Origin of the sequence: Serratia sp. BIGb0163 (assembly GCF_024809935.1) — a bacterium.
In the GTDB taxonomy this organism is placed as follows: Bacteria; Pseudomonadota; Gammaproteobacteria; order Enterobacterales; family Enterobacteriaceae; genus Serratia; species Serratia quinivorans.
This window is the reverse complement of sequence record NZ_JANUDZ010000001.1, coordinates 73,289-88,337: the sequence shown is the minus strand read 5'-3', so window position 1 is coordinate 88,337 and position 15,049 is coordinate 73,289. Positions and strand designations below refer to the sequence as shown.

The 15,049-nt window shown below is 54.4% G+C and carries 18 protein-coding genes; 13 read left to right on the top strand and 5 right to left on the bottom strand.

The window, feature by feature from the left end:
- Positions 1-5: 5 nt before the first annotated feature.
- A complete protein-coding gene (locus M2406_RS00465) occupies positions 6-785 on the top strand; it encodes an ABC transporter substrate-binding protein (RefSeq protein WP_012005802.1) in 780 nt (259 codons plus the stop codon).
- A 168-nt stretch (positions 786-953) separates the two neighbouring features.
- On the opposite strand, the gene ddlA is transcribed toward M2406_RS00465, so the two are convergent.
- Entirely contained in the window at positions 954-2,057 is a 1,104-nt protein-coding gene (gene ddlA, locus M2406_RS00460) for a D-alanine--D-alanine ligase (RefSeq protein WP_218215703.1), read from the bottom strand.
- Positions 2,058-2,226: 169 nt separating this feature from the next.
- Here ddlA and M2406_RS00455 point away from each other — a divergent pair, with 169 nt between their 5' ends.
- The 3 genes from M2406_RS00455 to dld all read left to right on the top strand — a co-directional run bounded on the left by M2406_RS00455 (position 2,227) and on the right by dld (position 5,105).
- Entirely contained in the window at positions 2,227-2,430 is a 204-nt protein-coding gene (locus M2406_RS00455; protein ID WP_006324220.1) for a ParD-like family protein, read from the top strand.
- Positions 2,427-3,221, top strand: a complete 795-nt coding sequence (gene map, locus M2406_RS00450) for a type I methionyl aminopeptidase (RefSeq protein WP_259187878.1) — start codon at positions 2,427-2,429, stop codon at positions 3,219-3,221. Before M2406_RS00455 ends, map begins: the two co-directional genes overlap by 4 nt.
- A gap of 183 nt (positions 3,222-3,404) precedes the next feature.
- The gene (gene dld, locus M2406_RS00445) at positions 3,405-5,105 is read left to right on the top strand and encodes a D-lactate dehydrogenase (RefSeq protein ID WP_259187877.1); all 1,701 of its coding nucleotides are present in this window, start codon (positions 3,405-3,407) and stop codon (positions 5,103-5,105) included.
- A 69-nt stretch (positions 5,106-5,174) separates the two neighbouring features.
- Here the strand turns inward: dld and M2406_RS00440 are convergent, their stop codons facing one another.
- Positions 5,175-5,765 (bottom strand): Yip1 family protein, encoded by a 591-nt coding sequence (locus M2406_RS00440; RefSeq protein WP_012005797.1) that lies wholly within the window; start codon positions 5,763-5,765, stop codon positions 5,175-5,177.
- Between the two features lie 204 nt (positions 5,766-5,969).
- Here M2406_RS00440 and M2406_RS00435 point away from each other — a divergent pair, with 204 nt between their 5' ends.
- The 7 genes from M2406_RS00435 to M2406_RS00405 all read left to right on the top strand — a co-directional run bounded on the left by M2406_RS00435 (position 5,970) and on the right by M2406_RS00405 (position 11,395).
- Positions 5,970-6,440 (top strand): acyltransferase, encoded by a 471-nt coding sequence (locus M2406_RS00435; protein ID WP_115183004.1) that lies wholly within the window; start codon positions 5,970-5,972, stop codon positions 6,438-6,440.
- Positions 6,437-6,979 carry a GNAT family N-acetyltransferase gene (locus tag M2406_RS00430; RefSeq protein ID WP_259187875.1) on the top strand — a complete coding sequence of 181 codons (543 nt, stop codon included), beginning with the start codon at positions 6,437-6,439 and terminating at the stop codon, positions 6,977-6,979. The genes M2406_RS00435 and M2406_RS00430 overlap by 4 nt, the downstream gene beginning before the upstream one ends.
- Positions 6,980-7,083: 104 nt before the next feature.
- On the top strand, positions 7,084-7,920 hold the full coding sequence (locus M2406_RS00425; RefSeq protein WP_129939821.1) for a DUF1460 domain-containing protein: 837 nt from the start codon (positions 7,084-7,086) through the stop codon (positions 7,918-7,920).
- 134 nt (positions 7,921-8,054) lie between these two features.
- Positions 8,055-8,867 carry a MetQ/NlpA family lipoprotein gene (locus M2406_RS00420; protein ID WP_012005793.1) on the top strand — a complete coding sequence of 271 codons (813 nt, stop codon included), beginning with the start codon at positions 8,055-8,057 and terminating at the stop codon, positions 8,865-8,867.
- Positions 8,868-9,022: 155 nt separating this feature from the next.
- Positions 9,023-9,475: a type II toxin-antitoxin system PemK/MazF family toxin gene (locus tag M2406_RS00415; RefSeq protein WP_218215697.1), complete on the top strand. Its 453-nt coding sequence runs from the start codon at positions 9,023-9,025 to the stop codon at positions 9,473-9,475.
- A 220-nt stretch (positions 9,476-9,695) separates the two neighbouring features.
- A complete protein-coding gene (locus tag M2406_RS00410; RefSeq protein WP_259187872.1) occupies positions 9,696-10,724 on the top strand; it encodes a MerR family transcriptional regulator in 1,029 nt (342 codons plus the stop codon).
- A 125-nt stretch (positions 10,725-10,849) separates the two neighbouring features.
- The gene (locus M2406_RS00405) at positions 10,850-11,395 is read left to right on the top strand and encodes a GNAT family N-acetyltransferase (RefSeq protein WP_259187871.1); all 546 of its coding nucleotides are present in this window, start codon (positions 10,850-10,852) and stop codon (positions 11,393-11,395) included.
- A 32-nt stretch (positions 11,396-11,427) separates the two neighbouring features.
- On the opposite strand, the gene M2406_RS00400 is transcribed toward M2406_RS00405, so the two are convergent.
- Complete coding sequence (locus M2406_RS00400) at positions 11,428-12,348, bottom strand: DUF808 domain-containing protein (protein WP_259187869.1); 921 nt, start codon at positions 12,346-12,348, stop codon at positions 11,428-11,430.
- A gap of 257 nt (positions 12,349-12,605) precedes the next feature.
- Here M2406_RS00400 and M2406_RS00395 point away from each other — a divergent pair, with 257 nt between their 5' ends.
- Positions 12,606-12,830 (top strand): hypothetical protein, encoded by a 225-nt coding sequence (locus M2406_RS00395; protein ID WP_017892022.1) that lies wholly within the window; start codon positions 12,606-12,608, stop codon positions 12,828-12,830.
- Positions 12,831-12,898: 68 nt separating this feature from the next.
- Entirely contained in the window at positions 12,899-13,429 is a 531-nt protein-coding gene (locus M2406_RS00390) for a sugar kinase (RefSeq protein ID WP_223272863.1), read from the top strand.
- A gap of 75 nt (positions 13,430-13,504) precedes the next feature.
- Here M2406_RS00390 and M2406_RS00385 read toward each other — a convergent pair whose 3' ends face one another.
- Positions 13,505-13,915: a VOC family protein gene (locus tag M2406_RS00385; protein ID WP_012005787.1), complete on the bottom strand. Its 411-nt coding sequence runs from the start codon at positions 13,913-13,915 to the stop codon at positions 13,505-13,507.
- Positions 13,916-14,077: 162 nt separating this feature from the next.
- On the bottom strand, positions 14,078-15,007 hold the full coding sequence (gene pbpG, locus M2406_RS00380) for a D-alanyl-D-alanine endopeptidase (protein ID WP_012005786.1): 930 nt from the start codon (positions 15,005-15,007) through the stop codon (positions 14,078-14,080).
- Positions 15,008-15,049: the final 42 nt, after the last annotated feature.

Here is a 15,049-nt window from a genome sequence, read left to right as displayed (position 1 = left end):
CAACTATGAAATCACTGAAAACGTTGATCGCCGCAGGCTGCCTGCTGGCCGCCGGTTCCACGCTGGCGGCGGAAAACACCCTGCGCTTCGGGCTGGAAGCGCTGTACCCACCGTTCGAATCCAAATCGGCCAGCGGCAAGCTGGAAGGTTTTGATATCGATCTGGGCAACGCGGTGTGTGCCGCCGCCCAGTTAAAATGCAGTTGGGTCGAGACCTCGTTCGACAGCCTGATCCCGGCGTTGAAGGCGCGCAAGTTCGACGCCATCAATTCGGCGATGAACGTCACCGACCAGCGTCGTCAGGCAATAGACTTTACCGATTCAATCTATCAGGTGCCGAATCGCCTGATCGCCAAGGCCGACAGCGGTCTGCTGCCAAACGCCACCTCGCTGGCGGGCAAGCATGTCGGCGTGCTGCAAGGCTCGATTCAGGAAACCTACGCCAAGGCCCACTGGGCGCCGCAGGGTGTGGACGTGGTGTCCTATCAGGATCAGAACCAGGCTTATCTTGACCTGACCGCCGGGCGGCTCGACGCAACGCTGGTCATGGCACCGTCAGGCCAAAGCGGTTTCCTGGCGCACCCGGACGGTAAGGGTTTCGCCTTTGTCGGCGATGCGGTCAGCGACGACAAAATCCTCGGTGAGGGCATTGCCTTCGGCCTGCGTAAGGGTGATGACGCGCTGAAGAAAAAACTGAATGAGGCGATCGTCAAAGTGAAGCAGCAAGGCACCGTGAGCGAGCTGGCGAAGAAGTATTTTGGCGATATTGACGTGACGGTGAAGTAAGAAACCAGCTTCAATCGCCATTGACTATAAAACAGACTGAGCGGTTTGTAATCAAACAAAACACCGGGTACACTGAAAAAAGGATGACAAGTATGTGCGACACAGCTCTCTTTTAGAGCCGATAATAGAAGAACCAGGCCACCAACCTGGTTCTTTTTTTATGCCCGCTTACCGGTCAAACACCGAGCTGTTCAAAGCGCGATCCTGCTGATGGCGTTCCATCGCCAGCTCAATCAGGCGAGTGATCAATTGGCTGTAGCTGACACCGCTGGCGGCCCACAGTTTGGGATACATGCTGATATTGGTAAAACCTGGCAACGTGTTGATTTCGTTGATCACCACGTTGTTGTCCGGCGTCAGAAATACATCGACGCGCGCCAGCCCGAAACACTCCAGCGCCCGAAAGGCTTTTAGCGCCACGTCGCGGATTTTATCGCTCACCTCCGGCTCAATCGCCGCCGGCACTATCACCTGAGCACCCTGCTCATTGATGTATTTGGTGTCGTAAGAGTAGAAGGCGTCACTCAGCACGATTTCGCCGCACAGGCTGGCCTGAGGTTCGTCGTTGCCCAATACCGCGCATTCAATCTCACGGCCGACAATCGCCGACTCCACCAGCACCTTATGATCGAAGCTGAACGCCAGCGCCACCGCAGCCTCAAAACCGGCGCGATCCTCTACCTTGCTGACGCCTACCGAAGAGCCCTGGTTGGCCGGTTTAACAAACAGCGGCAGCCCCAGACGTTCGCTAAGTTGCTCAAAATCGAATTTGGCGCGATTGCTGCGGGTCAGCGTCACAAACGGCGCTATCGCCAGCCCGGCATCACGCAGCAGGCGTTTGGTCACGTCTTTATCCATGCTGACCGCCGAACCCAACACGCCGGCACCGACGAACGGCAGATTAGCCATTCGCAACAGCCCCTGCAGCGAACCGTCCTCACCCAATGTGCCGTGTACGATCGGGAATATCACATCCAACTGGCCCAGTGCGCCCTGGCTGCCCGACTCGATCAGCTGCTGTTTCTCCTGACCGGGGATCAGCGCCACATTTTTATTTGAGCGGTTCAGCGCGATCAGCGCCGGGTTTTCCGCATTCAGCAGGTAATTGGACGCATCGTTAATGTGCCATTGCCCCTGCTTGTCGATCCCCAGCAGCGTGACGTCAAACTTCTCTTTGTCGATTGCATCCACAATGTTTTTTGCCGACTGAAGCGAAACTTCATGCTCCGCCGATTTACCGCCAAAGATCACCCCAACACGTAATTTGCTCACGCCCTAAATCCTTCTGAAAAATCAGTGCAAAAAAGTCGTTTATCACAATAAACGCATTGCCGGGCGGCGACAATCATTGTGACCAAGAATATTCCCATGCCACAGAAAGCAAAATTTGCAGCATCCAAACCATATACACTCTGTATATAAATCACTAATGGAACAGACGATGGGCATTGTGAAAATTTCTGACGCGCTGCATGACGATCTGCGCCTCGCCAGCCTGACGATGACGCGTTCGATCAACGCGCAGGCGGAATACTGGATCAAGATTGGTATGTTGGCGGAGTTCCATCCGGAACTGACCTATCCCCAACTGGTAAAAAAAATGATGAAAGATAACGCGCTGACGTTGAAGGAGATTGTCGGGTGAAAGAGATTGTGATCAAAACGCCGGAACAGATTGCCAAAATGCGTCACTCTGGCGCCCTGCTGGCGCAGGTGTTTGCTATGCTCGATCAGGTGATTGTCGAGGGCATCTCCACCATGGAGATCAACAACCGCGCCGAGGCCTTTATTGTCAATGAGCTGAAATCGCGCCCGGCCAGCAAAGGGCAGTACGATTTCCCTTATGTGCTCAATACCTCAATTGACGACGTTATCTGCCACGGCATTCCGTCGGCCAGCAAAATCCTGCGTTCCGGCATGATTGTTAACGTCGATATTACGCTGGAAAACGACGGCTACATTGCCGACTCCAGCAAGATGTACTGCATCGGCCAGACCACGCCGGTCGCCAAGCGCCTGGTGAACAACGTGTATGAGTCGTTGTGGCAAGGCATCCGGGCAGTAAAACCGGGGGCGACGCTGGGTGATATCGGCCATGCAATTCAGCAGCACGCCGAACAGGCCGGCTACAGTATTGTGCGTGAGTACTGCGGTCACGGTATCGGCCGGGATATGCACGAAGAGCCGGCGGTGCTGCACTTTGGCCAACCGGGAACCGGTATGGTGTTGCAGGAAGGCATGGTGTTTACCATCGAACCGATGATTAACCAGGGCGACCACCGGATTAAACAGAAGAAAGACGGTTGGACGGTGGTAACGCGCGACAAGAAACTTTCGGCCCAATGGGAACACACCGTGGCAGTCACCGCCGACGGCGTGGAGATCCTGACGCTGCGGGACGAAGAACGCCAGGCCGGTTTTGCAGAGCGTTATTAAGCCACCAGGCTAGTGGCCTAATAAGTTAGTAATTCAATTCATACCCTATAGCTTTCAAGTTGCAGCTAGGCGGCCAACTCGCTCATCCCCAGGCGCTTACTCGAGTAAGTAACTGGGGTGAGCGAGTGCAGATAACAACGCTGCAGCTTGAAAGATGACGGGTATATTCGAAGGGAGATCGGCATGACGCAGTCCAACCAGGCATTTCTCAATCAGCTGAAAAGCATCGTCGGCGGCCCACAGTTGCTGACCGGCGAACGCAGCACCGAACGCTACCGCAAAGGCTTCCGCTCCGGCGTTGGCCAGGCACTGGCAGTGGTGTTTCCGACCAGCCTGTTGCAGCTCTGGCAACTGCTGGAGGCCTGCGTCGCTGCTGACAAAATTGTCATCATGCAGGCGGCCAACACCGGCCTGACCGAAGGCTCAACCCCCAGCGGCAACGACTATGACCGCGATGTCGTCATTATCAGCACCCTGCGACTCAACCACGTGCAGGTGCTGGATAACGGTAAACAGGTGGTCGGTTTCCCCGGCAGCACCCTCAATCAGCTGGAAAAATTGCTCAAACCTTATGGCCGCGAGCCGCATTCGGTAATCGGTTCCTCCTGTATCGGTGCGTCGGTGATCGGTGGCGTGTGTAATAACTCCGGCGGTTCGCTGGTCAAGCGCGGCCCGGCCTACACCGAGATGGCACTGTACGCCCAGTTGGGGGAAGACGGCCAACTGCGGCTGGTAAACCATTTGGGGATTAACCTCGGCGATACACCGGAGGAGATCCTCACTCGCTTAGAGAAAGGCGATTACCGGCCGGAGGATGTCGAGCACGGCGAACTGCGTGCTTCCGATAACGAATATGCCAGCCGGGTGCGCGACGTCGATGCCGATACGCCTTCCCGGTTTAATGCCGACAAGCGCCGCCTGTACGAGGCCTCCGGCTGTGCCGGCAAGCTGGCGGTGTTTGCGGTACGGTTGGACACCTTCGAGAAAGAAGGCAAGGAACAGGTATTTTATATCGGTACCAACGATACCGCCGTGTTGACCGAACTGCGCCGCCATATGCTGAGCCAGTTCGACAACCTGCCGGTGGCCGGCGAGTATATGCACCGGGATATTTTTGATATTGCCGAAGTGTACGGCAAAGATACCTTTATGATGATCGACAAGCTCGGCACCGACCAGATGCCAAGCTTCTTCACCCTGAAAGGCCGTATGGATGCCAGCCTTAACAAGCTGCCATTACTGCCGCACAACCTGACCGACCGGCTGATGCAAGGCCTTAGCCATCTGGCCCCCAGCCACCTGCCGAAACGGATGAAAGACTACCGCGAACGTTTTGAACATCACCTGCTGCTGAAAATGGCCGGTCCGGGCGTTGAAGAAGCGCAGCAGTACCTGAAACAGTACTTTGCCCAGGCCAACGGCGAGTTTTTCACCTGCACCCCGGACGAGGGCAAGAAAGCCTTCCTGCACCGCTTTGCCGCCGCCGGTGCCGCCGTGCGTTACCATGCGGTGCATGCCGACAAGGTGGAAGATATTCTGGCGCTGGATATCGCGTTGCGCCGTAACGACACCGACTGGTTCGAAACCCTGCCGCCGGAAATCGACAGCCAACTGGTGCACAAGCTGTATTACGGCCACTTTATGTGCCACGTATTCCATCAGGATTATGTGGTGAAAAAAGGCGTCGACAGCCACGCATTGAAAGAGAAAATGCTGGCGATCCTCGACCAGCGCGGCGCAGAGTACCCGGCGGAACATAACGTCGGCCACCTGTACCCGGCCAAGCCCGACCTGCAGACGTTCTACCGCAGCGCCGACCCGACCAACAGCTTTAATCCGGGCCTGGGCAAAACCAGCAAGCGGAAAAACTGGGCCGACAATTAACTTCGTCAGGCCTAAAAAGCAAAAGCCCCCCACGCCAGAGCGGCGTGAGGGGCAATATCAAAACAGAGTTTAGAATAACCAGGAACCATACCCCCACAGCAATACCGTTACCCCCAGCAGCAGCTCAAGCAGCAAGATGCCGATGGCAAAGGTAGAGCTGGAGAAGATAAACCCTTCTTTACTGTCGATATTCAGGAAGTGCGGGATACCCAGATTCAGCAGATAGCCCGAATAGCACAGGCCAATCACGCCGACAAACAGGCACAGCCACACGACGGGATACAGCGCCACGATACCGCTGAGGAACATTGGGGTAGCGATATAGCCGGCAAACACCATGCAGCGATGCAGACTCGGACGCACTTCATAACGCCGTGCCATCCAGTGGATCACTTTCCCCATGATCGCCACACCCGCCAACATCAGCAGGTAGAAAGCCACCGCAGTATAAGATGCGGTGAACATGTCGAGCCGGATAGCCTGTCCTTCGCCGGAGAGCCAGCCCAGTTGGGTGGTACCGATAAAGGCGCAGACAACCGGTATCAACGCCAGCAGCAGTACATGATGGGTGTAAAGGTGCGAGACGCTTTCATTCTCGCTTTTGATCTGTTCGAACTCGGTGCTTGGATGCGCCAGAAGTCCCCAAACATGACTAACCATGAGACACCTCCTCCATCGCCGTAGGTCGCGCTCGGCGAACGAATTTACCCCTCTGACGGATTGCTACCCGTACGAGGATTGCGGCCACGGGGCTCTCTCCCCTGTACTAATTATAGTCTTTCGCTGAAAAAACGTTCGGAAAGCACAGACGTGGCGACGGTTTGTTTTATAATTCCTCCCTGCGTCACTGCCGTGAGGAATGTCATGTCATCCGCCATTCGTGTTCTTCAGGCCGGTATTGTCGATGTCGATGCCGGTCAAAATGTCACCCTGGTCCAGCCCTGCAATCTGTATGGCTGCCGACTCGGCGATGGGGTGTTCGTCGGGCCCTTTGTCGAGATCCAAAAAAACGTCAGTATTGGCGCCCGCAGCAAAATTCAGTCACACAGTTTTATCTGTGAATATGTCACTATTGGCGCGGACTGCTTTATCGGCCACAACGTCACCTTTGCCAACGATCTGTTTAAAGATGGCGCGCCCAATGCCGATGCCAGCAGTTGGGGCCGCACGCAAATTGGCGATGGTGTTTCCATCGGCTCCGGCGCCACGGTGCTGGCGGTGGAAATTTGCAGCGGTGCGGTGATCGGTGCCGGTTCGGTGGTCACCAAAAATATCACCCGTAAAGGGATCTATGCCGGTAACCCGGCGCGTTTGCTGAGGGAGCTTGCACCATGAGCCAGGCGATCCAAATTGCCCCGGTCAGCCGTTTACCCGACGGCTACCTGACCAGTTGCGACTTTAGCTTTCACATCGCCCACTACGCCCAGCCGGTTTTTGATGCGCCGGTCGACAGTTGGCCATTGCTGCCGGTTACCCCCTTTCGCAAGAACTACCCGCTGGCCCCGTTCGTCAACGATGAAAGCGACACCTTTCTGGCCCGTCATCGCGGCGAGCCGGTCGGCCATATCACACTAAGCAATAACTGGAACGGCTATGCGCTGATTGAAGAAATCGTGGTCAGCGCCCACGTGCGCCGCCTGGGGGTTGCCAGCGCATTGCTGGAAACCGCCCGATACTGGGCGCAACGTCACGAAACCGCCGGGCTGATGCTGGAAACGCAAAACACCAATCTGCCCGCCTGCCACTGTTATCAACACTTTGGTTTTATCCTTGGCGGCATCGACCACCTGCTGTATCGCGCCCAACCGGACATTGCCGATCACGAAATCGCCCTGTTCTGGTACCTGCCGTTCAACAGTGAAATCGGTTATTAAGTGTTAACCGAACGTTGAGGCTATGTTTAAGCATTGCCCCTCCAGGCGATAGTGAGAGCTGTTATCATTTTCGCCATCACGTGCCAAAACCATCGGAGGGGAAAATGTACAAGGTTGTTTCATTGATATTGGCTATTGCGCTCAGCGGCTGTGCAGATAAAATTCCCGTTGGGCAAACGCCTGAAGCCATTATTACCCCACCCGCAGATCTCAAGGCCAGCATGGATAACCAGACGTTAAACAAACTCAATCAGCTTCTCGCCCTGCGTGCCGCCGCGCCAACAGAGCAGCAGCAGGATAGCGGCCAGATGATCGATCTGCTGTCCCGCCCCTTCCTCGGTACGCCTTATGTGGCCAACATGCTGATTGGCTCGCAGAATACGCCGGAGAAACTGGTGATCGACTTCCGTGGTTTGGACTGTTTTACCTATATCGATTACGTCGATGCCCTGCGCCAGGCGAGCAGCCAGGCAGATTTTGTCCAGCGGCTGACCCATATCCGTTATGCCAGTGGCGAAATCAGCTTCCTGCAACGCAAGCATTTCTTTAGCGATTGGTCACACCAGGCCAAAACCAACGTCACGGATATCACCGCCACACTCAGCCCGCATACCGTAACGCTGGTGAAAAACCTGAACCAAAAGTCAGACGGCAGCAGCTATCTGCCGGGGCTGAAAAACGTTCAGCGCAGTATCACCTACCTGCCCAGCGATTTTATTGACGACAAGGTGCTGGCCCAGTTGCACACCGGCGATTACATCGGCATTTATACCCATTTGGCCGGGCTGGACGTCACCCATACCGGCATCTATATCATGACCGAAAACGGCCCGGTGCTGCGTAACGCCTCTTCACGCAAAGAAAATATGCAGGTGGTGGACTCGCCCTTTATGGATTACGTGCTGGCCACGCCGGGCATCGTGGTATTTCGCGCCAAATAATAAGGGTGCGCTAAAACTTCCTGTTATTAGTTAGAAGCCTTTGTGCTGAGCAGGTGTTTGACTTCCCCACGGGTTCAGGCTTAGCTAGCAGCACAAAACCAACTGATTTCATTGTTTTTTTCAGGGAGAAGTCGATGTCCAAAAACTGGCGTTATACCCCACTGCTGGCGGCCTTCGCCGCCGTACTGGCGCTACAAGGCTGCGACCAAAAAACCGATCAGAATCATATCAAGGTCGGGGTCATCAATGGTGCAGAGCAAGACGTGGCGGAGGTGGCCAAACAGGTGGCCAAAGAGAAGTACGGTCTGGAGGTTGAACTGGTCGGTTTCAGCGGTTCGCTGCTGCCCAACGACGCTACCGATAAAGGCGAACTGGACGCCAACGTCTTCCAGCACCGGCCGTTCCTCGAACAGCAGAATAAAGATCACGGCTACAAGCTGGTGGCCGTGGGCAATACCTTCGTATTCCCGATGGCCGGTTATTCGAAAAAAATCAAATCACTGAAAGAACTGCAGGACGGTGCGGTGATTGCCATCCCGCTGGATCCCACCAACCTCGGCCGCGCACTGCTGCTGCTGGAGAAAACCGGCCTGATCACGCTGAAACCGGGCAAAGGGCTGCTGCCAACCTCGCTGGATATCAGCGCCAACCCGCATAACTACAAGATTATGGAACTGGAGGGCGCACAGCTGCCGCAGGTGCTCGATGACCCTAAAGTCACCATCGCCGTCATCAGCACCACTTACATCAACCAGACCGGTCTGACGCCAACCAAAGACGGCATCTTTATCGAAGACAAAAATTCGCCGTACACCAATATCATCGTGACACGTGAAGACAACAAGGATGCGCCGAACGTGCAAAACTTCATCAAAGCCTACGAGTCAGATGAAGTGGCCAAGGCCGCCGAGAAAATCTTTAATGGCGGCGCGGTAAAAGGCTGGTAACTCAGCTGGTTGTTTGCGAGCTCTTGCGTAGGAGCTCGCATTTTTAATCTTCTCCTCCCATAGACTCCTACCAATACCTTTCTCCGGCCTGGCAACAGACTCATTATTACCATTCAGTTCGGTCAGATAGTTTTTGCGTAACAAGGAGAGTTTACATGCCCATCAATTTTGCCCCTAAGGTCGGGGAAATACTCGAATGCAATTATGGGAATTATCCTGCACCTATTATCCCTACGCATCTGCCTCATTTTTATAATGGCCGCATTCCACCAGAAATGGTGAAGAATCGACTTATCGTCGTACTCAATGGCAAAATCAATGGTAACGCCTGTATCGTTGTACCTCTGTCGACCACCAAAGATATAAACAAACTTAATCTGGGTATGCATATTGAGATCGCCGATGCAGTCATTGAAGATATGAGGTTCTTTCACCCACAAACGCGTTGGGCCAAGGGCGATTTGGTGCAACAGGTGAGCCGCCAACGCCTGAGCAGGCCGCGTAAACAACGCGGATTTCTCGTTCAATGTTTACACCGTGACCTGGTTGCCGAGATACAACGAGCGGTAATCAAATCAATTAATGCGCGAACCCTGCTGCCGATATAACACCCAATGTGTTGACAAAACAAACAAATCGGGCAACACTGCTGCCGTAGCCGAAAAAGGCCCTATGCTATACCTTCCCTTTAAGGGATCCGCAAAGCCCAGCCATAGCGCTGGGCTTTTGCCATTCAGAGCTTCCCCCCGAAAATATCCTCTCCTCTATTGACCCTCACGCCACGTCAGGCTTTAGTATTCCTGCACGCACAAGGGAGGAGTACACCACATGTTATTGAAAGTTGGCGAACTGGCCCGCCGTTCCGGCATCACCGTCAGGACGCTGCATTATTACGACAGCATTGGTTTGCTGGTTCCTTCTGCGCGTTCCGATGCCGGGTATCGCTTATATAATCGGGCTGATATTAGCCGCTTGCATCATATTCAGGCGCTGCGCCGAATGGGGATCCCGCTGGCGGAAGTCGGGGCAATTCTGGCACGTTCGGGGATGACGCTAACGACGGTGATTGAGCAGCAAATTGCCATGCTGGAGCAGCAACTGGCCCAGACAGCCGCACTGCGCGATCGTTTACAACAGATGCATGCACAACTCACCGCCGGAGATGAGCCGGAACTGAACGACTGGCTGACGACATTGGAGTTAATGACCATGTACGACAAATATTTTACCGCAGACGAACTGGCGCAATTGCCTTTCTATCAGGCCGATCCCATGCGCAATCAGGAATGGGGCGATCTGGTCGCCAGCATGCGCCAGTTGATCGACAGCGGCGTCACGCCGCAAGCATTGGAGGCGCAGACTCTGGCCCGGCGCTGGATGCAGATGCTGGAACGCGATACCGCTGGCAACCCGGCGTTTCTCACCCGGCTTAACGCCATGCATGCCGACGAACCCTCCATGCGTGAACAAACCGGCATCACCCCGGCGATGACCGACTACGTGACCCGGGCCTTTGCCGAAACCAAGTTATCAATTTATCAAAAATACCTGTCGGAGGAGGAATACGCCCATGTGCGCCAACACTATTTTACCCGCTTGCAGGAATGGCCGGCGCTGATCGCCCGGTTCCATCAGGCGCTGAATGACGGCGTACCGCCGGAGTCAGGGCAGGCGAAACAGCTGGCGGCGCAATGGCTTGAGCTGTTCCAGTCCTATGCCGGTACCGATCCTGCAACCCAAATGAAAATTCGCCAGGCGATGGAACGGGAACCCACACTGACCGAGGGCACCTGGCTGACCCCGCCACTGTTAAGCTATCTGCAGCAGGCGGTGGCGCATTTGATGCGCGGTGCATGACAAACCCAGATGGCAAGACCATAGGTTTTTCTTATATTCAGCATAAGAAAGCCCAATTTACCTTGTCGGCGGGCGCGGCGCATAATGTGCTTATCTTCTGATTTTCAAGGTAAACAGGAACCGTTATGACCCTTTCCGCCTCGTTAATGCTCACCGATGCCACGGCAGACGACATGGCCGCCGTGCAACAGATTTACACCCATCATGTGTTGTACGGCGCGGCGTCGTTTGAAGAAACGCCACCGACGTTGGAAGAAATGCAACAGCGTCTCAGCAAGGTACAGGAAGCGGGTTTACCCTGGCTGGTCGCCAAGCAAGCCGATCTCGTGGTGGGCTATTGCTATGCCACGCCTTATCGGCCGCGCCCGGCCTACCGGTTTACTGTGGAAAACTCCGTCTATATCGCCGAGGGTCAGCAAGGGAAAGGTATCGGTAAAGCGTTGTTGTCCGCCCTGATCGCCCGCTGCGAACTTGGCCCTTGGCGTCAAATGCTGGCTACCGTAGGCAATGCCAAAGAGAATCAGGGTTCGCTGGCCTTGCATAAGAAACTGGGGTTTAGCAGCGTAGGCACGCTCAAGGCAGTGGGTTTTAAATTGGGCGAGTGGCGCGACACCCACATAATGCAACGCACCCTGGGCGAAGGTAGTGATGGGCTGCCGCACAATGGATAAACCGGGTGCAGAAGATGCACCCGGTGAAATTATCAGGCTTTTAAACGGCCACGAATGGCACCGAGAGCCGAAACCACCAGCAGCACCACGCCGCCGGCAATCAGGCCAAACACCACGTTGAGCAAAGCAGGAATAACCCCCTGCAAGATCTGGCCGAAGGTCGGCACCACGGTGGCATAGGACGCCCAGTCCTCAAACAGATGATGCACCGGCGGCAGCCCGTGGGTCAGGATACCGCCACCGACCATAAACATGGCGATGGTACCGACCACCGACAGGGTCTTCATCAGGTAAGGCGCGGCGCTGACGATGCCGCTGCCGACAGAACGGGCTAACGCGCTGCTTTTACGGCTCAGATACAGCCCCAGATCGTCGAGTTTGACGATGCCGGCCACAATGCCGTAAACCCCCACCGTCATCACCAGCGCAATGCCGCACAGCACGATCACCTGCTGGCTGAAGGTCGCTCCCGCCACGGTGCCCAGCGTAATGGCAATAATCTCGGCGGACAGCACAAAGTCAGTCCGTATTGCTCCCTTCACTTTGCGTTGTTCGTAGGCCGCTACGTCTTCATTGGCGTCCAGCGCTTCTGGGTTATCCTCCCCGGCCTGCTTGCTGTGAGTCAGGCTATGAAACACCTTCTCAAAGCCTTCGTAGCACAGGTAGGCACCGCCCACCATCAACAGCGGCGTAATTGCCCAAGGGGCGAATGCACTGATCAGTAACGCCAGCGGCACCAGGATCGCCTTGTTGATAAACGACCCTTTGGCCACGCTCCACACCACCGGCAGCTCGCGATCGGCCTTTACCCCGGAAACCTGTTGCGCATTCAGCGCCAGATCGTCCCCCAGTACCCCGGCGGTTTTTTTCGCCGCCATTTTGGTCATCAGCGAGACATCGTCCAGCAGTGAGGCGATATCGTCGATTAACGTCAGTAAGCTACTTCCGGCCAAAGCGGTTCATCCTTTTCATATTCATCGGTTGTCACCTGTTTAGCATAGCGGCAACTGTGCCCAAATATCCATTCTGATGGTCAGGCAGAGGCATTTTATTAGGATCCACAGTCCAAAATCGGACCTCATTCTCGGTGAAGCCTGGCCTCGTTGCTGTTTCAATAGAGGCAGACAAATTACCTGCCCCCTCGTCTGCAGTCAGAACAACACGCCAGACTCGATGGGGAAAATTGACTCAGCCCAAAAGAGGATGACTTATGTTCTGTAAAACAACGATCCGAACACTGGCCCTGATCATTGGCTTGTTGAGCGTTATTGCCACCGCGGCGATGGGATTTGGTTCCGCCGTCGAAACCTATGGCTGGGCGTTCAACCAAGGATACAACCCGGTTCACCTTGAACATTGCCCGATGATTGCCGGCACGGCACTGCTGTTGGCCACTTTCGCGTTCACCCTGTTCAATAGCCGAAGAATGCAATGATCGCGTGGCGAAAACAAAAAAGGTGGGCTATAGATAAACCACCCTAATGAACCAGAATTCAAGGATGTATGATGATAAAAAGAATAGTTTTAATCACTGTCTCGACATTGTTATTTTCATGCCATGTTTTTGCTCAGGACAATGTTATTCCCGGAGTTGAAAAACAATTCATTAATGTCGTGAACAGTGCAGCGACCAAAGCGAACACAACTCATAATAATGTGTATCGCGCTAATACAAAATTAGCTCGTGATAATTCAATCTGCCAAACGCTGAACGGCCAACCCATTAAACAGTGGGTCGGTCAGGTGGAAAGCAGCCAAATTAATGGCCATGAAGATGATTTCATACGGATAAAACTCGCCGACCACATAACCGTTCAATCGGCCAAAATACCGACATCATCAGGTAAGCTGGAGAATACGCTACCGCAAAACATTGCAGCCGAAAAACTTAAAATAGGTGACAAAGTGACCTTTTCCGGAAAATTTGCCCCGGGAACCAATGCCTGTATCTGGGAAACCAGCGTCACTTTGGATGGCGGCTTGTTTAACCCTAACTTTGCCTTCAAGTTCGACAATATTTCCGCAATGCCATAAACACCAACAATATGCCTCGGGTTAATATTGATTTAATTTTTAAATTAATAATAAACCCCGAGGCTTTTATCCTGATCAAACCACATCCCCTGCCGGTACATTAAGCTGCCAGGACAAACCGAATCGATCGTTTAGCCAACCGAAGCGTGCGCTGAAGCCATAATCATCAATCGGCATCAGCACCTTGCCGCCTTCTGCCAGACGGGTGAAAACCCGGTCAAGTTCGGCTTCATTGGCCAGATTAACAAACAGGGATATTGCCGGGGTGAAGCTGAAATCATGGCTGATTGGGCTATCGGTAAATACCAGACTCTGTCGATCAAAATCGATGAACGCCTGCCTGATCCGCAGTGGCCCATCATTACTGTCATCATAATGTTGCACCTGCTGAACCTTGAAACCGGCGAACAACTCACTATAAAGATCAATAGCCTGTTGGGCATGGGCATTACCCTGGAACATGACAAAAGTGGAAACCTTGCTCATGGGATGCTGTCCTCACGACGATAGAGTATTCATTAATGATAGCGGATGGATTAGCACCGCGGCTCTACCCAAGGTAATTGGAGATGTTGCTGACGGCAAGGACAAGGCGGCTTTAGGGAGAGACGCGGCCTGCAGAAAAACTCCGCAGGCCGCAGAACGGGTTTATTCGGTTTCGTTCTTCGCCAAACGGGCATCTTTCTGACGGCGGTAATCACGGGCCGCCGCGGGGATCGGCGTCACCTTACCGGTTTCGATCCAGGTGCGCAGGCGGTTGGCATCGGCGAAATGGGTGTACTTGCCAAAGGCGTCCAGCACCACCAGCGAGACCGAACGGCTACCGATCATGGTACGCATCGCCAGGCAGTGTCCCGCTTCGTTGGTAAAGCCGGTCTTGGTCAACTGGATATTCCATTTCTGGTTATATACCAGATGGTTGGTGTTGCGGAACGGCAGCGTGTAGTTCGGATCCTTAAAACTCGCCATGCGTTCGGTAGTGGTGCTGAGCTGGCCAATCAGCGGATATTGCTTGGTGGCAATCAACAGCTTGGTCAGGTCGCGTGCGGTCGAAACGTTATGAATCGACAGCCCGGTCGGCTCCACGTAACGCGTGTTGGTCATCCCCAGCGATTTGGCTTTGGCATTCATCGCTTTGATAAAGGCGCCGTAACCGCCCGGATAATGATGCGCCAGACTGGCGGCCGCACGGTTTTCCGACGACATCAATGCCAATAGCAGCATATCTTTACGGCTGATTTCACTGTTCAGACGAACGCGCGAGTAGACCCCTTTCATCTCCGGCGTCTGATGTATGTCCACCGACAACATTTCATCCAGCGGCAGATGGGCGTCCAGCGTGACCATCGCGGTCATCAGCTTGGTGATCGAAGCGATCGGCACCACTTCATCCGGGTTACGCGCATACATCACCTTGTGGGTCTGCATATCCACCACCATGGCACTGCCGGAAGCCAGTTCAGGCTCGGCGGCACGGGTGACCGCGTTATTTTCGCTGGCCAGCGCGCGCGGCGCGATGCCTGCTCCTGCCTGCAAAGCGAGCAGGGTTAGTACCAAAACACGTATTTTCACATGCATTACTCTGTGACGAAGAAGATGAAGGTCTTATTTGGCCGAATT